The organism is Pseudomonas sp. LPH60, assembly GCF_030718165.1.
GTDB classification, from domain to species: Bacteria; Pseudomonadota; Gammaproteobacteria; order Pseudomonadales; family Pseudomonadaceae; genus Aquipseudomonas; species Aquipseudomonas danubii.
The window spans coordinates 272433-294718 of record NZ_JAVAJH010000001.1 but is presented as its reverse complement, the minus strand read 5'-3'; the positions used below and the strand labels follow the sequence as shown (position 1 = coordinate 294718).

Below are 22286 nucleotides of genomic sequence, written 5' to 3'. Positions count from 1 at the left end.
CAAAAACTGAATGTGACCAAAACAGCACAATGCGTCATATCTTAGCCGCAAGCGTTATCGAGCGAAATGCCCTTCTCAGAGCCTTCGCATCAGACCGCAGCCACCTGCTCGGGCGCTGAAACCAGCAACGGCGTGTGCTGATCCTTGAGCCAGCGCTCCACTAACGGCCAGACCTCAGTCTGCGCCGGCTTGCTCACCAACATCTCGACATGACCGAAATTGCTACTGAACCCTAGCTCACGCCCCAGGCAGACAAATTGTTTCTGCTCGCTGGCCAACTGATCGAACAACTTGCGACAGGCCCAGGTCGGGTCCTGGTGATCCCCGGTTGCGCTGACCGCCAGCACCGGCACTGAAACCTCCGCTAGCCCTGCCCACCAATCCTTATCAGCATCGCCAAAACGACCGAACAGGCCATGCCAGCGCATGCTTTCCAAGGCCAGGCCAATGGGCTCGTCTTCCGGACCGCGCTTGAGCCGGGAACCAGAGAGTTGGGCAAAACGCTTGATGACCAGGCGCCCGCCCCACTCCACCATAGGAATTTTCAGCGGCCAGTAGGTGCGACTGACCTGGGTGCCGAAAAACGCCGCCGAAGCCACCCCCGCATCCCCCAGATACTGCCCGCCCAAAGCCGCCGCCAGGGTGGTCCCCCCCAGGGAATGGCCAATCCAGTGCGGTATTTGCGCACTTTGCTCACGAACGAAGGCAGCAATCGCCGGCAGATCGTAACGCGCGTAGTCAGCCACCCGATTCTTGCGGTAATCGGCATTGCGTCGCGACAGACCGTGACCGCGCATCTCGGGAATCCACACATCAAAGCCCGCTCGGGCCAGATAGGCCCCGAGGCCAATGCCCTTGGGCGAGTACCAGAAACGCCGGTTGGAAAAACTGCCGTGAAGCAAGACCACAGGCACACCCCGGGCCTCGGGCTCATCGGCCAGCCCCAGGCGGGTCACCGCCAGCTCTACGGAGCTGTCCGGACTGTTGCCGGGTTTCAAGCGATAGACATCTTCGCTGAGGTCGCCTCGACGCTCGGCACTGATCAAGGCGACGGGAAATAGATTGCTGCTGCTTTGCATATTCTTCTTGCACAAAAAAGGGCGGCATCCAGAAGAAGCACGCCCTGCTTGAATCTTCAAGAGCCGGCCAGCCTCACGAGCGACCGGCTCTTCGTTCACCGATTACGCCGCGCCCTGGCCTTCAGCCAGGAAGAACCAGGTTTCCAGCACCGAGTCCGGGTTCAACGAAACGCTTTCAATGCCCTGCTCCATCAGCCACTTGGCCAGATCCGGATGGTCCGAAGGCCCCTGGCCGCAAATGCCGATGTACTTGCCAGCCTTGTTACAGGCGGCAATGGCATTGGCCAGCAGTTTCTTGACCGCCGGATTACGCTCGTCGAACAGGTGGGCGATGATCCCGGAGTCGCGGTCCAGGCCCAGGGTCAGCTGGGTCAGGTCGTTGGAACCGATGGAGAAACCATCGAAGTACTCGAGGAACTCGTCAGCCAGGATGGCGTTGGATGGCAGTTCGCACATCATGATCACGCGCAGGCCGTTTTCGCCACGCTTGAGGCCGTTTTCAGCCAGCAGATCAACCACTTGGCTGGCTTCGCCCAAGGTACGCACGAACGGCACCATGATTTCGACGTTGGTCAGGCCCATCTCGTTGCGCACGCGTTTCAGCGCGCGGCACTCGAGCTCGAAGCAGTCACGGAAGGATTCGCTGATGTAACGCGAAGCACCGCGGAAGCCCAGCATCGGGTTTTCTTCTTCCGGCTCGTAGAGCTTGCCGCCGATCAGGTTCGCGTACTCGTTGGACTTGAAGTCCGACAGACGCACGATGACCTTCTTCGGCGTGAACGCTGCCGCCAGGGTGCTGATACCCTCGACCAGCTTGTCGACATAGAAGTCCACCGGATCGTGGTAACCGGCGATGCGCTTGTCGACGCTGTCCTTGATCTCCTGCGGCAGCCCGGCGTAATTCAACAGCGCCTTGGGGTGCACGCCGATCATGCGGTTGATGATGAATTCCAGGCGAGCCAGGCCCACGCCGGCATTGGGCAGTTGGGCGAAGTCGAAGGCGCGATCCGGGTTACCGACGTTCATCATGATCTTGAACGGCAGCTCCGGCATGGCATCCACAGAGTTCTTCTTGATGTCGAAGCCCAGTTCGCCTTCGAAGATGAAACCGGTGTCGCCCTCGGCGCAGGAAACGGTCACGCCCTGGCCGTCTTTCAGCAGCTCGGTGGCGTTGCCGCAACCGACCACCGCAGGAATACCCAGCTCGCGAGCGATGATCGCCGCGTGGCAGGTACGGCCGCCACGGTTGGTGACAATGGCGCTGGCGCGCTTCATCACCGGCTCCCAGTCCGGGTCGGTCATGTCGGAGACCAGCACGTCGCCCGGCTGGACCTTGTCCATCTCGGAAACGTCCTTGATGATCCGCACCTTGCCAGCGCCGATGCGCTGGCCGATGGCACGACCTTCCACCAGCACGGTGCCGGTTTCCTTGAGCAGGTAGCGCTCCATGACATTGGCCTGGGTGCGGCTCTTCACGGTTTCCGGACGGGCCTGGACGATGTACAGCTTGCCGTCGTCGCCGTCCTTGGCCCATTCGATGTCCATCGGGCACTGGTAGTGCTTCTCGATGATCATCGCCTGCTTGGCCAGCTCGCTGACTTCCGCATCGGTCAGGCAGAAACGCGCGCGATCGGCCGCGTCCACGTCGACGGTCTTCACCGAACGCCCGGCCTTGGCTTCATCGCCGTAAATCATCTTGATCGCCTTGCTGCCCAGGTTGCGGCGCAGAATGGCCGGACGACCGGCTGCAAGGGTGTTCTTGTGGACGTAGAACTCGTCCGGATTGACCGCACCCTGAACCACGGTTTCACCCAGGCCGTAGGCGCCGGTAATGAATACCACGTCACGGAAGCCCGACTCGGTGTCGAGGGTGAACATCACGCCGGCGGTGCCGGTTTCCGAACGGACCATGCGCTGCACACCCGCAGACAAGGCCACCAGCTTGTGGTCGAAACCCTGATGCACGCGATAGGAAATGGCGCGATCGTTGAACAGAGAAGCAAACACTTCCTTGGCCGCGCGAATCACGTTATCCACGCCACGGATGTTGAGGAAGGTTTCCTGCTGGCCGGCGAAGGAGGCGTCCGGCAAGTCTTCAGCGGTAGCCGAGGAACGTACGGCTACGGCGATGTCCGGGTTGCCCGCCGACAAAGCGGCGAAAGCGGTGCGGATTTCGGTGTTCAGGCGCTCGGGAAACTCGGCTTCCATGATCCATTGACGGATCTGCGCGCCGGTCTTGGCCAGGGCATTCACGTCATCGACATCCAGCGCATCGAGGGCGGCATGGATCTGGTCGTTCAGACCGCTCAACTCAAGAAAATCACGATAAGCCTGAGCTGTCGTGGCGAAGCCACCAGGGACCGATACGCCCGCACCTGCGAGGTTGCTGATCATCTCGCCCAGGGATGCGTTCTTGCCCCCCACATGCTCAACATCGTGTTTGCCGAGCTTATCGAGGGAAACTACGTACTCTACCAAGGTGATCTCTCCACTAACTGTGTTGGAAAAGCTCAGAAGCCGGCTGCTCTTTGGAGCGTTTGCCCGCTATATGGCCTGGACCTGGAAAATAAGTGAGAATGCGGGCCATTCCCGGCCGACAAATCGCGCCTATCATATCCAAGAATCGTCACTAGCTTAAGGCCCAAGCCGCAAATGAAACGATCTGCTTTCTTTATCTCCGACGGTACCGGCATCACAGCGGAAACCCTCGGCCAGAGCCTGTTGGCGCAGTTCGAAAACGTTACCTTCAGCAAATTCACGCGGCCGTATATCGACAGCATGGAAAAAGCGCGGGCCATGGTACAACAAATCAATATAGCCGCCGAAAAAGACGGCTATCGGCCGATTATCTTCGACACCATCGTCAATCAGGACATTCGTGAGATTCTCGCCACCTCCAATGGTTTCATGATCGACATCTTCTCGACCTTCCTCGCTCCCCTGGAACAGGAACTCAGCGAGCACTCCTCCTACTCCGTCGGCAAGTCCCATTCCATTGGCCATAACTCCAACTACATGGAACGGATCGAGGCGGTGAACTTCGCCCTGGACAACGACGACGGTGCCCGCACTCACTATTACGACAAGGCCGATCTGATCCTGGTGGGCGTGTCGCGCTGCGGCAAGACCCCGACCTGCCTGTACATGGCCATGCAATTCGGCATCCGTGCGGCCAACTACCCGCTGACCGAAGAAGACATGGAGCGCCTGCAACTACCCAACGCCCTGCGCGCCCACAAGCACAAGCTGTTCGGCCTGACCATCGACCCGGACCGGCTCACCGCGATCCGCAACGAGCGTAAGCCCAACAGTCGCTATTCCAGCTACGCCCAGTGCGAGTTCGAAGTGCGTGAAGTGGAAAATCTGTTCCGCCGCGAAAACATTCCCCACATCAACTCCACGCATTTCTCGGTGGAGGAGATCTCGGCCAAGATCCTCGTGGAAAAAGGCGTGGAGCGGCGCTTCAAGTAAGCATCGACGCCACTTCAGCCGATCCGATGTGGCAAGGACGCACCCTTGCCACATCCACACCGCCTTCAGCGTCTCACCACCCCGGCAATCCAGGCTCCTGGCTTAACGCCGCAGCCAGCGCAGCAAAGCCCTCAGTCAGTTTCCGATCATCGGCCGTGGTATTGCAGACACTGGCACGAATGAACTGCGGCACCCCTGCCTGGCCTACGGCAAAGGCCTCGGCCGTGGCCACCAGATAGTGCTGCTGCTTCAGATGCGCTTCGATCTCCGAGGCCCGCCAGGGCTCGGGAACCTGAATCCAGAAATGCGGGCATGCCTGCGGACTGCGCCACTCCAACCCTTGCAGCAAACCCGCCACCAGCCCCTTGCGGCGAGTGATCTCGGCCATTTGCTGCTGACGCAGGCGTTCGGCAATACCGTCGTCGATCCACCCGGCAGCCAGCTCCAGGACCAACGGCGTGGCCATCCAGCAGGTTGCCCGCAGCGCTGCGGCCAATCGTCCCACCAGTGGCGGCGGCCCGCACAGGAAACCGACCCGCAACCCAGCCGCCACAGCCTTGCTCAGGCTGCTGATCAAGACCGTGCGCTCCGGGGCAAAATGCGCCAACGGCGCCGGGCGCCGATCCATCAGCACGGCATGGGTTTCGTCTTCAAGAATCAACAGATTGTGTCGCCGACAGACCTCGGCAATGGCCTCCCGCCGCGTCGGGGACTGCACCGCCGTGCTGGGATTCTGCAAGGTCGGCGTGCAATACAGGGCCGCCAGCCGGTGATGCCGGCACGCCTCCTCCAGCGCTTCGGGCAACAGCCCCTGCTCATCCATGGACAGCCCCAGCAACTTGATCCCCAGCATCCGTGCAGTGCTGATCAGACCCGGATAGGTCAGGTGTTCGGTAGCCAGGGTATCCCCGGCCTTGAGCAGCGCCAGCAAGGCGACATGCAAGCCGTGCTGAGCCCCGTTGACGCAAATGACCTGCTGGGGATCAACCTGCAATCCCTCTTGGCTCAGCCAGCGGGCGCCGGCCTCGCGATAGCGCGCCAGCCCGGCTTCCGGACTGTAGCGAGCCACCTCCAGCAACCCCTGAGGATCGTCAGCCAAAGCCCGCAGACTCTGGGCGATGAAACGGCTCTCCGGCCCGGGGATATGGGTGTTGCGGCTCATGTCGAACAGCTCGGGCGACTCCGCACCCACATGACGAAAGCCGGTGTCGCGCTGACGCTGCAAACCGTCCTGACGCACGTACGTACCATCACCGACCCGCGCCACCACCTGCCCCAGGCGCTCCAGTTCGGCATAGGCACGGCTGATGGTGCCGATGGTCACGCCCAGTTGATCGGCCAGCAGCCGGTGGGGAGACAGTTTGCTACCGGGCGCCAGCAGGCCTTGCTCGATGCCCTGGTCCAGGGCCTCTGCCAGCCGCTTGTACTTGGGTCCCGAGCCCTCCTGCAACGCGGAACGCAACATTGACACCATGTCAATACTTACTTTGACAGCCATCATTTACCCCAATAACGTGCTTTACAGGTTCAATCACCGGAAATGACTCGCCAAATATAGGGGTCAATTGCCAATCACGAAAGGAATGTCAGTGTGAACACCCTCACGGCAGCACCTAACACGCCTGTGTCATCGCGCCAGTGGCTCGCCACGCTGGTGACCTGCACCCTGTTCCTGATTGTCTGCCTGAGCTGGGGCACCACCTGGCTGGGCATCAAGATTGCCGTGGAGAGCGTGCCGCCGCTGACCGCCGCCGGGCTGCGCTTTCTGATCGCCTTCCCGCTGTTCGCCTGCTTTGCCTGGCTGCGCCGCGAACCACTGATGTTTCCCAAAGGCAGCCGCGGTTTCTTGCTGTTCGTCACCCTGTGCTACTTCAGCCTGCCCTACACCTTGCTCAACTACGGCGAGGTCCACGTCTCCTCGGGCCTGACCGCGCTGCTGTTCAGCTGCATGCCGGTGTTCATCCTGATTTTTTCCGCCTTGCTGTTGCGCGAGAAGATTCATCTGGCACAACTGCTGGGCATCGCTGTCGGCTTCGCCAGCCTGTTCCAGATCATCCGCGGCCAGGGCCTGCTCAGCGATCACAACGAACTGTCGGGGGTACTGGCGATTCTCGGCGCGGCGCTGCTGCATGCACTGTGCTACGTGGTCACCAAGAAACACGGCAGCGCCATCAGTGTCATCACCTACAACACCTTGCCAATCGGCATCGCCGGTTTACTGCTGTGCCTGACGGGGCTGGGGATTGAGCAACCGGACTTTGCCGCCATCAGCCCGCGTTCCTGGGGCGCCTTGCTGTATCTGGGGCTGGCCGCTTCGGTGGGCGGGTTCATTGTCTACTTCTTCCTGCTCAAGCGACTGAACCCGGTGATCCTGTCCTTCGTGTTCATCATTTTCCCGGTGTTCGCGGTGATCATCGGCGCCTGGTACGAAGGACAGAGCCTGTCCCGGGACTTGCTGCTGTACTCCGCCACCCTGCTCGGCGGCTTTGCCATCACCAAATTGCCATTGGATAAATGGCTGTCCAGAACACCTGCCCAAGACTAAAGGAACTCAGTAGCGGCGAGTTTGCTCACCAAGCCCATCGGAACGCCGGGGCCGCCCGGCGAACCGGTGTCATCACTGACATTCATCGCGAGCAAGCTCGTCCCTACAAAGGGAGAAGGTTGCCTCAGATCACCAGCAGATCGACGAACCTATGCACCGGTGTTGCCTCCAGGCGTGCTGGGTCCTTGCACAGTTGGAAAATCTGCGTCGAACGCTGGGCGGTGAAGCGCGTGGCCAGATTGGCCTTGAACTTGTCCTCCAGCAATGGAATGCCTTCGGCGCGGCGACGACGGTGACCGATGGGATATTCCACCGCCACCTGCTCGGTACTGGAGCCGTCCTTGAAGAACACCTGCACGGCATTGGCGATGGAGCGCTTGTCGGCCTCCAGGTATTCCCGGGTGTAACGCGGGTCTTCGACGATCTCCATCTTGCCCCGCAACTGATCGATGATCGGATGCGCAGCGTGAAAATCATCTTCATAGTGCTCGGCCACCAAGTTACCGAACGCCAGGGGCACGGCGGTCATGTATTGCAGGCAATGATCACGATCGGCGGCATTGGCCAAGGGGCCGACCTTGGAAATGATGCGGATCGCCGATTCATGGGTGGTGATGACGATCCGGTCGATCTCGGGCAAGCGATTGCGCACCAGGGGATGCAGAGTCACCGCCGCTTCACAGGCGGTCTGAGCGTGGAACTCCGCTGGGAAGCTGATCTTGAACAGTACGTTTTCCATCACGTAACTGGCGTACTTCTGCGGCAGGCTGAAACAGCGCTGCGCCTCGGGCTTCAACGCCAGGTCCTTGTTGGTGTGACTGAACAGCACGTCATAGAAGCCCCATTGCGGCGCCGTCAGGACGCCGGGAATCCCCATCTCGCCACGCAGGGCGATGTCCGCCAGGCGCACCCCACGGCTTGAAGCATCGCCCGCCGCCCAGGATTTGCGCGAACCGGCATTGGGGGCATGACGATAGGTCCGCAGCGCCTGGCCGTCGACAAAGGCATGGGACAGCGCCGCCAGCAACTGCTCGCGGTTGGCGCCCATCAACTTGGCGCAGACCGCTGTGGAGGCCACCTTTACCAACAGCACATGATCGAGACCGACCCGGTTGAAGGAGTTTTCCAGGGCCATCACCCCCTGGATCTCATGGGCCATGACCATCGCTCGCAGCACATCGCCCATGGTCAACGGCGCTTCACCATTGGCCACACGCTTTTGCGAGAGATGGTCGGCCACCGCGAGAATGCCGCCGAGGTTGTCCGAGGGATGCCCCCATTCGGCCGCGAGCCAGGTGTCGTTGTAATCCAGCCAACGCACGATGCAGCCGATGTCCCAGGCCGCCTTCACCGGGTCCAGACGATAGCTGGTGCCGGGAACCCGGGCACCGAAGGGCACCACCGTGCCTTCGACAATCGGTCCCAGGTGCTTGGTGCATTCAGGGAAACGCAGGGCCAGCAAGCCGCAGCCCAAGGTATCCATCAGGCAATTGCGGGCGGTATCGAGGGCTTCCCGGGAGTCGATGACGTAGTCCAGGACATAGTCGGCAATGTCCCGCAAAACCGGGTCGTAATCGGGACGGTTGTTCAGGTCAACGTTGGCGCTCATGAGTGCTTCACTCCTGTTGCAAGGTTGTGGGTGGCGGTGATTCCTCAGGTACAGGTCAATAACGGCATGGCAGGTCTGCGCCTGCTCAGCGATTCAATAACAACATCACGACTGGCGGTGGTGGCGAGGGAGCAAGCCCCACCACCACGCCAGCGTGGCTCTGCTTAGAAACTGTCGCCAGGCACTCGCACCCAGCCTTCCATCAGCACTCGGGCGCTGCGGCTCATGATGGCCTTGACCACGGTCCAGTCAGCGCCGCTTTGAGTGGCTTCGGCGCCGACGCGCAAGGTGCCCGAAGGGTGACCAAAACGTACCGCGCTGCGTGCACCGCCACCGGCCGCCAGATTGACCAGGGTCCCGGGAATTGCCGCCGCGGTGCCGATGGCCACCGCGGCGGTGCCCATCATCGCGTGATGCAGCTTGCCCATGGACATGGCCCGCACCAGCAGATCGACGTCCCCGGCCTTGATCGCCTTGCCGCTGGAAGCCTGGTAATCCGCCGGCGGCGCCACAAAGGCCACTTTCGGCGTGTGCTGACGCTGGGCGGCTTGGTCCAGGTGCTGAATCAGCCCCATGCGCAGGGCACCGTGGGCGCGGATGGTCTCGAACATCGCCAGGGCCTTGGGGTCGCCATTGATGTCGCCCTGCAGTTCGGTGCCGCGATAACCGATGTCCGCCGCGTTGACAAAGATCGTCGGAATCCCGGCATTGATCAGAGTCGCCTTGAAGGTGCCGACACCGGGGACTTCCAAGTCGTCCACCAGGTTGCCGGTGGGGAACATCGAACCACCGGCGCCCTCTTCCTCGGCCGCCGGATCGAGGAATTCCAGCTGCACTTCGGCCGCCGGAAAGGTCACCCCATCCAGCTCGAAATCACCGGTTTCCTGAACCTCGCCGTTGGTGATCGGCACGTGGGCGATGATGCTCTTGCCGATATTCGCTTGCCAGATGCGCACCACCGCCACGCCGTTCTGCGGAATGCGCGCCGGGTCCACCAGGCCGCTGCTGATGGCGAAGGAGCCGACCGCCGCCGAGAGGTTGCCGCAGTTGCCGCTCCAGTCGACGAAGGCCTTGTCGATGGCCACCTGACCGAACAGGTAATCGACGTCGTGATCGGCCTTGATGCTCTTGGACAGGATCACCGTCTTGCTGGTGCTGGAGGTGGCACCGCCCATGCCGTCGATCTGCTTGTCATAGGGATCGGGGCTGCCGATCACTCGCAGCAGCAGGGCATCGCGGGCCGCGCCCGGCAACTGCGCGGCCTCGGGCAGGTCCTGCAGGTTGAAGAACACACCCTTGCTGGTGCCGCCACGCATGTAGGTGGCGGGAATCTTGATTTGCGCTACAAATGCCATGAATTTCAGGTCCCGATAATGACCGGGGGCGGTGCCTTGCGGCCCGCCCCCGGTACGTTGCTTAGCTGGCTACGGCCGATTCCAGGAAGTCCTGGGCGAAGCGTTGCAGCACCCCACCCGCCTCGTAGATCGACACTTCTTCGGCGGTGTCGAGGCGGCAGGTAACCGGCACCTCCAACCGCTCGCCGTTGCGGCGGTTGATCACCAGGGTCAACTGCGCCCGTGGCGTGCGTTCGCCGATCACGTCGTAGGTTTCAGTGCCGTCGATGCCCAGGGTCTTGCGGTCGGTGCCCGCGAGGAACTCCAGCGGCAGCACCCCCATGCCCACCAGGTTGGTGCGGTGGATGCGCTCGAAGCCTTCGGCGACGATGGCTTCCACGCCCGCCAGGCGCACGCCCTTGGCCGCCCAGTCGCGGGACGAACCCTGGCCGTAGTCGGCGCCGGCAATGATGATCAGCGGCTGCTTGCGCTGCATGTAGGTTTCGATGGCTTCCCACATCCGCGTCACTTTGCCTTCCGGCTCGATGCGCGCCAGGGAGCCCTGCTTGACCTTGCCGTTTTCCTCGACCATTTCATTGAACAGTTTCGGGTTGGCGAAGGTCGCACGCTGGGCGGTCAAGTGGTCGCCACGGTGGGTCGCGTAGGAGTTGAAGTCCTCTTCCGGCAGGCCCATTTTCGCCAGGTACTCACCGGCCGCACTGTCGAGCATGATGGCGTTGGACGGCGACAGGTGGTCGGTGGTGATGTTGTCCGGCAGCACTGCCAGCGGGCGCATGCCCTTGAGGCTGCGCTCCCCGGCCAGCGCCCCTTCCCAATAAGGCGGACGGCGGATGTAGGTGCTCTGCGGGCGCCAGTCGTACAGCGGCTCGACTTTCGGGCCGGTGTCTTCGTGGATGGCGAACATCGGGATGTAGACCTTGCGGAACTGCTCCGGCTTGACCGCTGACTTGACCACGGCGTCGATCTCTTCGTCGCTCGGCCAGATGTCCTTGAGGCGGATTTCCCGGCCGTCGGCATCCAGGCCCAGCACGTCCTTCTCGATATCGAAGCGGATGGTGCCGGCAATCGCGTAGGCCACCACCAGCGGCGGCGAAGCCAGGAACGCCTGCTTGGCATAAGGGTGGATGCGCCCGTCGAAGTTGCGGTTGCCCGACAGCACGGCGGTGGCGTACAGGTCGCGATCGATGATCTCTTTCTGGATCACCGGGTCCAGGGCGCCGGACATGCCGTTGCAGGTGGTGCAGGCAAAAGCCACCACGCCAAAGCCCAGCTGTTCCAGTTCATGGCCCAGGCCGGCTTCTTCCAGGTACATGGCCACGGTTTTCGAACCTGGAGCCAGGGACGACTTGACCCACGGCTTGCGGGTCAACCCCAGCTTGTTGGCGTTGCGCGCCAGCAGGCCGGCAGCAATCACGTTGCGCGGGTTGCTGGTGTTGGTGCAACTGGTGATGGCGGCGATGATCACCGCGCCGTCGGGCATCTGCCCCGGCACTTCGGACCACTGCCCGGCAATGCCCTTGGCCGCCAGGTCGCGGGTGGCGACCCGGGCGTGGGGGTTGCTCGGCCCGGCCATGTTGCGCACCACCGACGACAGGTCGAACTGCAGGCCGCGCTCGTAACGCGCGCTCTTCAGGCTGTCGGCCCACAGGCCGGTGTGCTTGGCGTAGCTCTCCACCAGACGCACTTGTTCGTCTTCACGACCGGTGAGCTTGAGGTAGTCGATGGTCTGCTGGTCGATGTAGAACATCGCCGCGGTGGCGCCGTATTCCGGGGCCATGTTGGAGATGGTGGCTCGGTCGCCCAGGGTCAGGGCCGCGGCGCCTGCGCCGAAGAACTCCAGCCAGGCCCCCACCACTTTCTGTTTGCGCAGGAACTCAGTCAGCGCCAGCACCATGTCGGTGGCGGTGATCCCCGGTTGCAGCTTGCCGGTGAGCTCGACGCCGATGATTTCCGGCAAGCGCATCCACGAAGCGCGACCGAGCATGACGTTCTCGGCTTCCAGGCCGCCGACGCCGATGGCGATCACACCCAGGGCGTCCACGTGGGGGGTGTGGCTGTCGGTGCCGACGCAGGTATCCGGGAAGGCCACCCCGTCGCGCACCTGGATCACCGGGGACATTTTCTCCAGGTTGATCTGATGCATGATGCCGTTGCCCGGCGGGATCACGTCGACGTTCTTGAAGGCTTTCTTGGTCCAGTTGATGAAGTGGAAACGGTCTTCGTTGCGCCGGTCTTCGATGGCGCGGTTCTTGTCGAAGGCGTCCGGATCGAAGCCGCCGCACTCCACGGCCAGGGAGTGGTCGACGATCAACTGGGTCGGCACCACCGGGTTGACCAGCGCTGGATCACCGCCCTGGTCGGCGATGGCGTCGCGCAGGCCGGCCAGATCCACCAACGCAGTCTGGCCAAGGATGTCATGGCACACCACGCGGGCTGGGAACCAGGGAAAGTCCAGGTCGTCACGACGTTCGATCAACTGGCCCAGGGACGCCTTGAGGGTCGCCGGATCACAGCGACGCACCAGGTTCTCCGCCAGCACGCGGGAGGTATAGGGCAGGCTGTCGTAAGCGCCTGGCTGAAGCGCATCGACCGCCGCACGGGCGTCGAAGTAGTCCAGCTGGCTGCCGGGCAGCGTCTTGCGAAATTCAGTGTTCATGGTCAGGGGACTCGATCACGGTAGTTTCAAAGGGAGCGCCTGGCACCGTGTTGAATGGACATCTATCCCTTGTCGGAGCGAGCTTGCTCGCGATGACTGAATCAGATCCGACATTGCTGTCGGCTGATCCATCGCTATCGCGAGCAAGTTCGCTCCTACAGGTTTGTGGTTCATTCAAGCCACAATGCCGGCGCCCTCCCGGTCAGCGGCGTTCGATTGGCACGAACTTGCGCTGGTCAACGCCGATGTACTCGGCGCTTGGACGGATGATGCGGTTGTTGCCACGCTGTTCGAACACATGAGCAGCCCAGCCGGTCAGGCGCGAACACACGAAGATCGGCGTGAACAACTTGGTGGGAATGCCCATGAAGTGGTACGCCGAGGCGTGGTAGAAGTCGGCGTTGGGGAAGAGTTTCTTCTGCTCCCACATGGTCTTGTCGATGGCTTCGGATACCGGGAACAGCACCTTGTCGCCCACTTCGTCGGCGAGCTTCTTCGACCAGCCCTTGATCACCTCGTTGCGCGGGTCGTTGTCTTTGTAGATCGCGTGACCAAAGCCCATGATCTTGTCCTTGCGCTCCAGCATCCGCAGCAACTCGGCAGTCGCCTCCTCGGGGCTCTGGAAGCGCTCGATCAGTTCCATGGCTGCCTCGTTGGCACCACCGTGCAGCGGGCCGCGCAGCGAACCGATGGCTGCAGTAATGCACGAGTACAGGTCCGACAGGGTCGAGGCACAGACCCGGGCGGTGAAGGTGGAAGCGTTGAATTCGTGCTCGGCGTAAAGGATCAGCGAGACGTTCATCACCTTGACGTGCAAGTCGCTGGGCTTCTTGCCGTGCAGCAAGTGCAGGAAGTGGCCACCGATGGTCTGCTCGTCGCTGACACAGCTGATGCGCACGCCTTCGTGGCTGAAGCGGTACCAGTAGCACATGATCGCCGGGAAGGCCGCCAGCAGGCGGTCGGTGACGTCATGCTGTTGGGAGAAGTCCTTCTCCGGCTCGATGTTGCCGAGGAACGAGCAACCGGTGCGCATCACGTCCATCGGATGGGCCTGGGCCGGAATCCGCTCCAGCACTTCCTTGAGCGCCTGAGGCAGGTCCCGCAGCTTGCTCAGCTTGGCGCTGTAGGCGGCCAACTGTTCCTGGGTCGGCAGATCGCCGTACAACAGCAGGTAGGCCACTTCCTCGAACTGCGCATCGGCCGCCAGTTCGCGCACGTCATAGCCGCGATAGGTCAACCCGGCACCGGCCTGGCCCACGGTGGACAGCGCGGTTTGCCCGGCCACCTGGCCGCGCAGACCTGCGCCACTCAATACTTTTGCTTCGGCCATTGCTCTCTCCAATCTTGAATTTGTTAGGGACTTGGCAACTTCATCAACGGTTTGTTCGTGGTTCGCGAATCAACCTTTCTTCTGCGCGAACAGCGCGTCGAGCTTCTGCTCGAAGCTGTGGTAGTCGATGCGCTCGTAGAGCTCCATGCGGGTCTGCATGGTGTCGATCACGTTCTGCTGGGTGCCGTCGCGACGGATCGCGGTGTAGATGTTTTCCGCCGCCTTGTTCATGGCGCGGAACGCCGACAGCGGGTACAGCACCAGGGAAACATCCACGGATTTCAGTTGTTCGGTGGTGTACAGCGGGGTCGCGCCGAATTCGGTGATGTTGGCCAGGATCGGCGCCTTCACCCGGTCGGCGAAGATCTTGTACATCTCAAGCTCGGTGATGGCTTCCGGGAACACCATGTCGGCACCGGCCTCGATGCACGCCGCGGCGCGCTCCAGGGCCGACTCCAGGCCTTCCACCGCCAAAGCATCGGTACGCGCCATGATCACGAAACTGTCGTCGGTGCGAGCATCCACCGCAGCCTTGATGCGGTCGACCATTTCCTGCTGGGACACGATCTCTTTATTAGGACGGTGACCGCAGCGCTTGGCGCCGACCTGGTCCTCGATGTGGATCGCCGCCGCGCCGAACTTGATCATCGACTTGACAGTGCGGGCCACGTTGAAGGCCGAGGAGCCAAAGCCGGTGTCCACGTCCACCAGCAGCGGCAGGTCGCAGACGTCGGTGATGCGGCGCACGTCGGTGAGGACGTCGTCGAGGCCGGTGATGCCCAGGTCAGGCACGCCGAGGGAACCGGCGGCGACCCCGCCGCCAGACAGGTAGATCGCCTTGAAGCCGGCGCGCTTGGCCAGCAGGGCGTGGTTGGCGTTGATCGTGCCCACCACTTGCAATGGCTGTTCGCTGGCGACCGCATCGCGGAAACGCTGGCCTGGAGTGCTCTTGTTGGAACTCATGACTCACCTCGTGGAGTGGCTGTCTGATGGGCGCTGTCCTGGTAGTGACGCGCGATGTTGCGTTTCGAGGCGCCGATGTGGCGGCGCATCAGTAGCTCGGCCAGTTCGCCGTCGCGATCGGCAATGGCGTCGAGAATCCGGTGGTGTTCGGCAAAGGCCTGGTGCGGGCGGTTGGGGGTCGCGGAGAACTGGATGCGATACATGCGCACCAACTGATACAGCTCGCCACAGAGCATTTGCGTGAGGGTGCGGTTGCCCGCGCCCTGGATGATCCGGTAGTGGAAGTCGAAATCCCCTTCCTGCTGGTAGTAGCCGACCCCGGCCTGGAACGCCGCATCGCGCTCATGGGTATCGAGCACCCGGCGCAATTCGTCGATTTCCTCGCTGGTCATGCGCTCCGCCGCCAGGCGACAGGCCATGCCCTCCAGGGATTCGCGGATTTCGTAGAGTTCGATCAGCTCGGCGTGACTCAGGGATACCACCCGGGCCCCGACATGAGGCACACGCACCAACAGGCGCTGGCCTTCCAGGCGGTGGATGGCTTCGCGCAGCGGGCCGCGACTGATGCCGTAGGTTCGGGCCAGCTCAGGCTCGGAGATCTTGCTGCCCGGGGCGATCTCGCCCTTGACGATGGCGGCCTGGATGCGCCGGAAGACGTTTTCGGACAGGGTCTCAGAATCGTCCTGTGTCGGCAGCGGATGTTCCAGTTGACCCAACATATTGTCGACACCTTTAAAATCAATGAGGCAAAAACTAGCCAATACCCCCAAAACAGTCAAAGGAAAAATTGAGATTGTCGACAATCGTCTAATAACCCTTTGCACCCAAACGAGACAAAAGGCCCGCCCCCGACGCTGGCGCCATAAAACCAGCATGCTAGAATGCTGCCCGCATTGGCCTGTCATCTTTTTATGACACGCATACGAGGGAGCTTGCGCAGCAATGCCGGTCGCCTTGAACTGAAGAACCCAAGCCCATCAGGATCTATGAGACTCAAGGCCCTTCCCCTACTCCTCTGTCTGCCTGCCCTGCCCGGTCTCAGTGCCGCCGCCGGCAAGACGGTCTACGGTTTGAACGAGTACGCGCATCTATCAGGTATCGACCTGGAAGTTGCTGCCAAGCTCGACACCGGCGCCAAGACTGCGTCCTTAAGTGCCCGCGACATCAAGCGCTTCAAGCGCAATGGCGAGTCCTGGGTGCGTTTCTACCTGGCCATCGACACCGCCCATTCCCACCCCATCGAACGGCCCCTGGCCCGGGTCAGCAAGATCAAGCGCCGCGCCGGCGACTATGATCCCGATGAGGACAAGAACTACACCGCGCGCCCGGTGATCGCTCTGGATGTCTGCATGGGCAGTGCCTTGCGCAGCATCGAAGTGAACCTGACCGACCGCAGCACTTTCCAATACCCGCTGCTGATTGGCTCCGAAGCGCTGAAACGCTTCGATGCGCTGGTCGACCCCAGTCTTAAATACGCTGCTGGCAAACCCGCCTGCGCCACCGACGCTCATACCGCAGAGTAATTCCAATGCGCTCTCTTACCCTTCATCTGAAAGTCCTGATCGCCATCCTGGTGGTGCTGGGCATTTCGATCACGGCCTATCAGATCTTCGTGCTCGGCATTCCGGTGACCGAAGACGCCACCGACGATCTGTGGAACATCGACGCCAAGGTCGAGTTCGTCGCCAACGGCAAGGACCCGATCAAGATCCAGATGTTCGTGCCGCCCCTGAGCCGCGACTACGTGAGCCTCAACGAGAGCTTCATTTCCAACAACTACGGGGTGGCGGTCAACCGCGTCGACGGCAACCGCAAGGTCACCTGGTCGGCACGCCGGGCCAAGGGCAACCAGACCCTGTACTACCGCCTGGTGCTGACCAAGCGCTACAGCGCCGAGAAGTCCAAGGTCAAGGGCCCGACCTTCCGCGACAGCATGGCCGTGGAAGGCGCGGAAAAGATCGCCGCCGAAGCCCTGCTGGCGCCAATCCGCCAGCACTCGGCGGACGTCGAGACCTTCATCAGCGAAGCCATCAAGCGCGTCAACAACGCCAATGACGACAACGCCAAGCTGCTGCTGGCCGGCGACCCCTCCAGCGCCAACAAGGCCAGGATCGTCGAGCTGCTGCTGTCCATCGCCCACGTGCCGATGGAGAAGGTCCACACCATCCGCCTGGTGGCCGATCAGCCGCAGACCCCGGAACTCTGGCTGCGCAGCTTCAACGGCACCGACTGGCTGTACTTCAACCCGGAAACCGGCGAACAGGGCATGCCCAGCGACCGCCTGCTGTGGTGGACCGGCGATGACAACCTGATCACCGTCGATGGCGGCAAGAAGGCCAACGTCACCTTCAGCCTCAACAACAGCGAAATGAACGCCATTCGCCTGGCCAAGCTGACCGACGAGAACACCGACGCCAACTTCCTCGAATACTCGCTGTACGGCCTGCCGCTGCAGACCCAGCAGACCTTCATGATCATGGTGATGATCCCCATCGGCGTGCTGGTGATCCTGGTGTTGCGCAACCTGATCGGCCTGCAGACCCTGGGCACCTTCACCCCGGTGCTGATCGCCCTGGCATTCCGCGAGACCCAGTTGGGCTTCGGTATCGTACTGTTCACGGTGATTACCGCCCTGGGCCTGTCCTTGCGCTCGTATCTGGAACACTTGAAGTTGCAGATGCTGCCGCGGCTGTCGGTGGTGCTGACCTTCGTCGTGGTGCTGATCGCCGCCATCAGCCTGTTCAGCCATAAGCTGGGCCTGGAGCGCGGGCTGTCGGTGGCGCTGTTCCCGATGGTGATCCTGACCATGACCATCGAACGCCTGTCCATCACCTGGGAAGAACGTGGCGGCGGCCACGCGATGAAAGTCGCCATTGGCACCCTGTTCGCCGCCTCCCTGGCGCACCTGATCATGAGCGTGCCGGAGCTGACGTACTTCGTCTTCACCTTCCCGGCAATGCTGCTGATCCTGGTGGGCTTCATGCTGGCGATGGGGCGCTACCGCGGCTACCGCCTGACGGAGCTCGTGCGTTTCAAAGCCTTCGTCAAGGCTGACTCCTGATGTTCGGCCTGTGGAAGACCTGGAAAGCCCTGGAAGCGCGGGGAATCATGGGCATCAACCGGCGTAATGCCGACTACGTGCTCAAGTACAACAAGCGCAGCCTGTACCCCATCGTCGATGACAAGATCATCACCAAGGAGCGGGCGATCAAGGCCGGCATCCATGTGCCGGAACTGTACGGGGTGATCTCCACCGAGAAGGAAATCGACAAGCTCGACGAGATCATCGGTGGGCGCAACGACTTCGTGATCAAGCCGGCGCAAGGCGCCGGTGGTGACGGCATCCTGGTGATCGCCGACCGCTTCGAAGGCCGCTATCGCACGGTGTCCGGGAAGATCATCAGCCATGAGGAGATTGAGCATCAGATCTCCAGCATCCTCACCGGCCTGTATTCCCTGGGCGGCCACCGCGACCGGGCACTGATCGAATACCGGGTGACCCCCGACCAGATCTTCAAGAGCATCAGCTACGAAGGCGTGCCGGACATCCGCATCATCGTGCTCATGGGCTACCCGGTGATGGCCATGCTGCGCCTGCCAACCCGCCAGTCCGGGGGCAAGGCCAACCTGCACCAGGGCGCCATTGGCGTCGGTGTCGACCTGGCCACCGGCCTGACTCTGCGCGGCACCTGGCTGAACAACATCATCACCAAGCACCCGGACACCACCAACGCCGTGGACGGCGTGCAACTGCCCTACTGGGACGGTTTCATGAAGCTGGCAGCCGGCTGCTACGAGCTCTGTGGCCTGGGTTACATCGGCGTGGACATGGTGCTGGACCAGGACAAGGGCCCGCTGATTCTCGAGCTCAACGCCCGGCCAGGGCTGAATATCCAGATCGCCAACGACTGCGGCCTGACCCAGCGTACCCACGCGATTGAAGCCCACCTTGAGCAACTCAAGGCCCGGGGCATCAAGGAAACCGTCGAAGAGCGAGTACGCTTCGCCCAGGAGCTGTTCGGCCACATTCCGCCGGTGGAAGGCTGATAACGGCTGCCGCGAGGTACGAAGGCAATTTTCGCAGCCTGCGGCAGCGGCTACAGGTCGGTGAATGCGCCCTGAATCAGGCAATCACCGACATACCCTCTAGGAGCAATTCCTGCACAGGCATACAATCGCCAACCGCGCTCCGATGGCTGATTTGCCCCGCATGTTGACCTGTTCCGTACACCCGCTTCCTTATCGCGCCAACCCCGCCGAGTATTTCGCGGCAATCGAACACGCCCCCGGTGCCGTGCTGCTGGACAGCGGCCGGCCCAGTGCCGAGCGCGGTCGCTATGACCTGCTCAGTGCCTGGCCACTGGCCGAGCTGACAGTGGCCGACGACGAACGTGGCGGCGACTTCCTCCAGCGTCTGCGGCACAACCTGCAGCAGCTGGGCCCGGCCGAGGTCCCGGCGCCCTATGAGCTGCCCTTCGCCGGCGGCCTGATCGGCTACCTCAGCTACGACTTCGGTCGGCATCTGGAGCGCCTGCCGAGCCAGGCCCGGGATGACCTGCACCTGCCGGACGCGCGCTTTGGCCTGTATGGCTGGGCGCTGATCAATGACCACCAGACGGGTACCAGCCAACTGCTGTTCCACCCCAGCCTGGACGCCGCCGAACGCCAGCGCCTGATCCAGCTGTTCAACCAGCCACTGCCCGCGTCGCAGTCGGCATTCAAGCTGACCAGCGCCATGCAGCCTGATCTGAGCGCCGAGGATTACCGCCAGGCCTTCCAGCGCATCCAGCACTACATCCAGGCCGGCGACTGCTATCAGGTGAACTTCGCCCAGCGCTTTCGCGGCCAGTACCAGGGCGATCCCTGGGTCGCCTACTGCGCGTTGCGCGCGGCCTGTCCGACGCCCTTCTCCGGTTTTCAGCGCCTGCCGGACGGTGGCGCGGTGCTTAGCCTGTCGCCGGAGCGCTTCGTTCATGTCAGCCAGGGCCGGGTGGAAACCCGGCCGATCAAGGGCACTCGTCCCCGGGGCCGGGACGCCGCAGAAGACGCCGCCAACGCCGCCGAGCTGCTGGCCAGCCCCAAGGACCGCGCGGAAAACCTGATGATCGTCGACCTGCTGCGCAACGACCTGGGGCGCACTTGCCGCACCGGCTCGGTGCGCGTGCCGGAGCTGTTCAGCCTGGAAAGCTACCCCAACGTGCACCATCTGGTGAGCAGCGTGACCGGCGAGCTGGCGCACGACAAGGACGCCCTGGACCTGATCGCCGGCAGCTTCCCCGGCGGCTCGATCACCGGCGCGCCGAAGATCCGTTCGATGCAGATCATCGACGAACTGGAGCCCACGCGACGGGCGCTGTACTGCGGCTCGCTGCTGTACCTGGATGTGCGCGGGGAAATGGACAGTTCGATCGCCATCCGCAGCCTGTTGGCCAAGGGCGGGCAGATCTGTTGCTGGGGCGGTGGCGGAATCGTCGCGGATTCGGACTGGCAGGCGGAGTACCAGGAATCCATCACCAAGGTGCGGGTGCTGCTGGAAACGCTGCAGGGGCTCTGAACCCCTGTAGCCGCTGCCGCAGGCTGCGATCGACTGCGAAGCAGGCGCCGCTGTTGAGGCCTCGAAGCCCCTGCGGGGCTTGTCGCAGCCTGCGGCAGCGGCTACAGGTGCGGTTTACAGGCTCAAGGTGCGGTTGGAAGCCTTGATGAACTCCTGCTTCAGCTCGGCAAAACTGTGCACCGCGGGGAACTGCGGGAACTCGCGGATCACGTTGTCCGGGGCATGGAACAGGATGCCGGCATCGGCCTCGCCGAGCATGGTCGTGTCGTTGTAGGAATCCCCCGCCGCGATCACCCGGTAGTACAGGCTCTTGAAGGCCAGCACCGATTGACGCTTGGGGTCCTTCTGGCGCAGCTGATAACCGGTCACCCGACCAGCGTCATCGGTGATCAGGCGGTGACACAGCAAGGTCGGGAAACCCAGCTGGCGCATCAAGGGCTGGGAAAACTCATAGAAGGTGTCGGAGAGGATCACCACCTGGAAACGTTCGCGCAGCCAGTTGACGAACTCCACCGCGCCGTCCAGGGGCTTGAGGGTGGCGATCACTTCCTGGATGTCGGACAGCTTCAGGCCGTGCTCGTCGAGAATCCGCAGGCGCTGCTTCATCAATACGTCGTAGTCGGGAATATCCCGGGTGGTTGCCTTGAGGGATTCAATCCCGGTTTTTTCGGCAAAGGCGATCCAGATTTCCGGGACCAAGACACCTTCCAGATCGAGACAGGCAATTTCCACAAGACACTCCCATTGGTTCTGATTATTGAAGTTGAGCGAGCAAAAGGACTGCCGAACTCTAGCGATTCGCCTGCGCAGGCGCAACGCAGAGGAGCGCGCCAGGGCCGGGTGGATTTTGTTAAGATCGCCCCCCTATAGAGCGCACAGCGCCACCGACCTGTAGGAAACCGCCCTGATGACCCCATCGTTCGACGTCGCTGAACTCGCCGCGACCTATGCCAACAAATCCGCCCAGGACATTCTCAAGCTGGCCTTTGCCCAGTTCGGTGACGACCTGTGGATCTCCTTCAGCGGCGCCGAGGATGTGGTGCTGGTGGACATGGCCTGGAAGCTGAACAAGAACGTCAAGGTGTTCAGCCTGGACACCGGTCGCCTGCACCCGGAAACCTACCGCTTCATCGATCAGGTGCGCGAACACTACAAGATCGACATCGAACTGATCTCGCCGGACCACAGCAAGCTCGAACCCTTCGTCAAGGAAAAGGGCCTGTTCAGCTTCTACAAAGACGGCCACGGCGAATGCTGCGGCATCCGCAAGATCGAACCGCTGCGACGCAAACTGTCCACCGTCAGCGCCTGGGCCACCGGCCAGCGCCGCGACCAGAGCCCGGGCACCCGCAGCCAGGTGGCGGTGCTGGAGATCGACAGCGCCTTCTCCACGCCAGAGCGCGCCCTGTACAAGTTCAACCCGCTGGCGCAGATGAGCAGCGAAGAGATCTGGGGCTACATCCGCATGCTCGAACTGCCGTACAACAGCCTGCATGAGCGCGGCTTCATCAGCATCGGCTGCGAGCCCTGCACCCGCCCGGTACTACCCAACCAGCACGAGCGCGAAGGCCGCTGGTGGTGGGAAGAAGCCACCCAGAAGGAATGCGGCCTGCACGCCGGCAACCTCATCAGCAAAGCCTGACCCTCCCCCTTCTCCCCTGGAACCGGCTTGCCGGCGAAAGCCCCTCGCCCTGAGGACGCGTTCGCCGGCAAACGGAACGCCA

17 protein-coding genes are annotated in these 22286 nt (G+C 62.3%); 7 read left to right on the top strand and 10 right to left on the bottom strand.

Annotated features, from left to right (window positions below; genetic code table 11):
* Positions 1-89: 89 nt before the first annotated feature.
* Together Q8O96_RS01450 and ppsA are read right to left on the bottom strand one after the other, a co-directional pair.
* Positions 90-1079 (bottom strand): alpha/beta fold hydrolase, encoded by a 990-nt coding sequence (locus tag Q8O96_RS01450; RefSeq protein WP_102878971.1) that lies wholly within the window; start codon positions 1077-1079, stop codon positions 90-92.
* 102 nt (positions 1080-1181) lie between these two features.
* A complete protein-coding gene (gene ppsA / locus Q8O96_RS01445) occupies positions 1182-3557 on the bottom strand; it encodes a phosphoenolpyruvate synthase (RefSeq protein ID WP_102863850.1) in 2376 nt (791 codons plus the stop codon).
* A 174-nt stretch (positions 3558-3731) separates the two neighbouring features.
* On the opposite strand from ppsA, the gene Q8O96_RS01440 reads away from it, so the two are divergent.
* Positions 3732-4550 carry a pyruvate, water dikinase regulatory protein gene (locus Q8O96_RS01440; RefSeq protein ID WP_102863851.1) on the top strand — a complete coding sequence of 273 codons (819 nt, stop codon included), beginning with the start codon at positions 3732-3734 and terminating at the stop codon, positions 4548-4550.
* Positions 4551-4623: 73 nt separating this feature from the next.
* Here the strand turns inward: Q8O96_RS01440 and Q8O96_RS01435 are convergent, their stop codons facing one another.
* A complete protein-coding gene (locus tag Q8O96_RS01435) occupies positions 4624-6048 on the bottom strand; it encodes a PLP-dependent aminotransferase family protein (RefSeq protein WP_115582487.1) in 1425 nt (474 codons plus the stop codon).
* Between the two features lie 93 nt (positions 6049-6141).
* On the opposite strand from Q8O96_RS01435, the gene Q8O96_RS01430 reads away from it, so the two are divergent.
* Positions 6142-7095 (top strand): DMT family transporter, encoded by a 954-nt coding sequence (locus Q8O96_RS01430; RefSeq protein WP_250329342.1) that lies wholly within the window; start codon positions 6142-6144, stop codon positions 7093-7095.
* Positions 7096-7219: 124 nt separating this feature from the next.
* Here Q8O96_RS01430 and prpD read toward each other — a convergent pair whose 3' ends face one another.
* From prpD to Q8O96_RS01400, 6 genes are all read right to left on the bottom strand, one after another.
* Positions 7220-8704, bottom strand: coding sequence for a 2-methylcitrate dehydratase (prpD, locus tag Q8O96_RS01425; RefSeq protein WP_305948240.1), 1485 nt, complete (start codon positions 8702-8704; stop codon positions 7220-7222).
* 164 nt (positions 8705-8868) lie between these two features.
* Complete coding sequence (prpF, locus tag Q8O96_RS01420; protein WP_102863854.1) at positions 8869-10059, bottom strand: 2-methylaconitate cis-trans isomerase PrpF; 1191 nt, start codon at positions 10057-10059, stop codon at positions 8869-8871.
* Between the two features lie 61 nt (positions 10060-10120).
* Positions 10121-12715: a Fe/S-dependent 2-methylisocitrate dehydratase AcnD gene (gene acnD / locus Q8O96_RS01415; protein ID WP_207167305.1), complete on the bottom strand. Its 2595-nt coding sequence runs from the start codon at positions 12713-12715 to the stop codon at positions 10121-10123.
* 202 nt (positions 12716-12917) lie between these two features.
* Positions 12918-14045, bottom strand: a complete 1128-nt coding sequence (gene prpC, locus Q8O96_RS01410) for a 2-methylcitrate synthase (protein ID WP_102863856.1) — start codon at positions 14043-14045, stop codon at positions 12918-12920.
* Between the two features lie 69 nt (positions 14046-14114).
* A complete protein-coding gene (gene prpB, locus Q8O96_RS01405) occupies positions 14115-15008 on the bottom strand; it encodes a methylisocitrate lyase (RefSeq protein ID WP_305948239.1) in 894 nt (297 codons plus the stop codon).
* Positions 15005-15727: a GntR family transcriptional regulator gene (locus Q8O96_RS01400; RefSeq protein WP_221808865.1), complete on the bottom strand. Its 723-nt coding sequence runs from the start codon at positions 15725-15727 to the stop codon at positions 15005-15007. The genes prpB and Q8O96_RS01400 overlap by 4 nt, the downstream gene beginning before the upstream one ends.
* Positions 15728-15994: 267 nt before the next feature.
* On the opposite strand from Q8O96_RS01400, the gene Q8O96_RS01395 reads away from it, so the two are divergent.
* The 4 genes from Q8O96_RS01395 (at position 15995) to pabB (ending at position 20562) form a co-directional block, all read left to right on the top strand.
* Positions 15995-16531 carry an ATP-dependent zinc protease gene (locus Q8O96_RS01395; RefSeq protein WP_102863859.1) on the top strand — a complete coding sequence of 179 codons (537 nt, stop codon included), beginning with the start codon at positions 15995-15997 and terminating at the stop codon, positions 16529-16531.
* A gap of 5 nt (positions 16532-16536) precedes the next feature.
* Positions 16537-18069 (top strand): inactive transglutaminase family protein, encoded by a 1533-nt coding sequence (locus Q8O96_RS01390; RefSeq protein WP_102863860.1) that lies wholly within the window; start codon positions 16537-16539, stop codon positions 18067-18069.
* Positions 18069-19055, top strand: a complete 987-nt coding sequence (locus Q8O96_RS01385; protein WP_102863861.1) for an alpha-L-glutamate ligase-like protein — start codon at positions 18069-18071, stop codon at positions 19053-19055. Before Q8O96_RS01390 ends, Q8O96_RS01385 begins: the two co-directional genes overlap by 1 nt.
* 163 nt (positions 19056-19218) lie before the next feature.
* The gene (pabB, locus tag Q8O96_RS01380) at positions 19219-20562 is read left to right on the top strand and encodes an aminodeoxychorismate synthase component I (RefSeq protein WP_305948238.1); all 1344 of its coding nucleotides are present in this window, start codon (positions 19219-19221) and stop codon (positions 20560-20562) included.
* Between the two features lie 114 nt (positions 20563-20676).
* On the opposite strand, the gene thrH is transcribed toward pabB, so the two are convergent.
* Positions 20677-21294 (bottom strand): bifunctional phosphoserine phosphatase/homoserine phosphotransferase ThrH, encoded by a 618-nt coding sequence (thrH, locus tag Q8O96_RS01375; RefSeq protein ID WP_102863862.1) that lies wholly within the window; start codon positions 21292-21294, stop codon positions 20677-20679.
* A 175-nt stretch (positions 21295-21469) separates the two neighbouring features.
* On the opposite strand from thrH, the gene Q8O96_RS01370 reads away from it, so the two are divergent.
* Positions 21470-22204 (top strand): phosphoadenylyl-sulfate reductase, encoded by a 735-nt coding sequence (locus Q8O96_RS01370; RefSeq protein ID WP_221808869.1) that lies wholly within the window; start codon positions 21470-21472, stop codon positions 22202-22204.
* The last annotated feature ends 82 nt before the right edge of the window (positions 22205-22286 follow it).

What these genes read in the sequence shown, in the direction of transcription:
- Q8O96_RS01450 (WP_102878971.1), bottom strand. Translation starts at nt 1,079, where the DNA reads ATGCAAAGCAGCAGCAATCTATTTCCCGTCGCCTTGATCAGTGCCGAG.
- Q8O96_RS01440 (WP_102863851.1), top strand. Translation starts at nt 3,732, where the DNA reads ATGAAACGATCTGCTTTCTTTATCTCCGACGGTACCGGCATCACAGCG.
- Q8O96_RS01435 (WP_115582487.1), bottom strand. Translation starts at nt 6,048, where the DNA reads ATGGCTGTCAAAGTAAGTATTGACATGGTGTCAATGTTGCGTTCCGCG.
- prpD (WP_305948240.1), bottom strand. Translation starts at nt 8,704, where the DNA reads ATGAGCGCCAACGTTGACCTGAACAACCGTCCCGATTACGACCCGGTT.
- prpF (WP_102863854.1), bottom strand. Translation starts at nt 10,059, where the DNA reads ATGGCATTTGTAGCGCAAATCAAGATTCCCGCCACCTACATGCGTGGC.
- acnD (WP_207167305.1), bottom strand. Translation starts at nt 12,715, where the DNA reads ATGAACACTGAATTTCGCAAGACGCTGCCCGGCAGCCAGCTGGACTAC.
- prpC (WP_102863856.1), bottom strand. Translation starts at nt 14,045, where the DNA reads ATGGCCGAAGCAAAAGTATTGAGTGGCGCAGGTCTGCGCGGCCAGGTG.
- prpB (WP_305948239.1), bottom strand. Translation starts at nt 15,008, where the DNA reads ATGAGTTCCAACAAGAGCACTCCAGGCCAGCGTTTCCGCGATGCGGTC.
- Q8O96_RS01400 (WP_221808865.1), bottom strand. Translation starts at nt 15,727, where the DNA reads ATGTTGGGTCAACTGGAACATCCGCTGCCGACACAGGACGATTCTGAG.
- Q8O96_RS01395 (WP_102863859.1), top strand. Translation starts at nt 15,995, where the DNA reads ATGAGACTCAAGGCCCTTCCCCTACTCCTCTGTCTGCCTGCCCTGCCC.
- Q8O96_RS01390 (WP_102863860.1), top strand. Translation starts at nt 16,537, where the DNA reads ATGCGCTCTCTTACCCTTCATCTGAAAGTCCTGATCGCCATCCTGGTG.
- Q8O96_RS01385 (WP_102863861.1), top strand. Translation starts at nt 18,069, where the DNA reads ATGTTCGGCCTGTGGAAGACCTGGAAAGCCCTGGAAGCGCGGGGAATC.
- pabB (WP_305948238.1), top strand. Translation starts at nt 19,219, where the DNA reads ATGTTGACCTGTTCCGTACACCCGCTTCCTTATCGCGCCAACCCCGCC.
- Q8O96_RS01370 (WP_221808869.1), top strand. Translation starts at nt 21,470, where the DNA reads ATGACCCCATCGTTCGACGTCGCTGAACTCGCCGCGACCTATGCCAAC.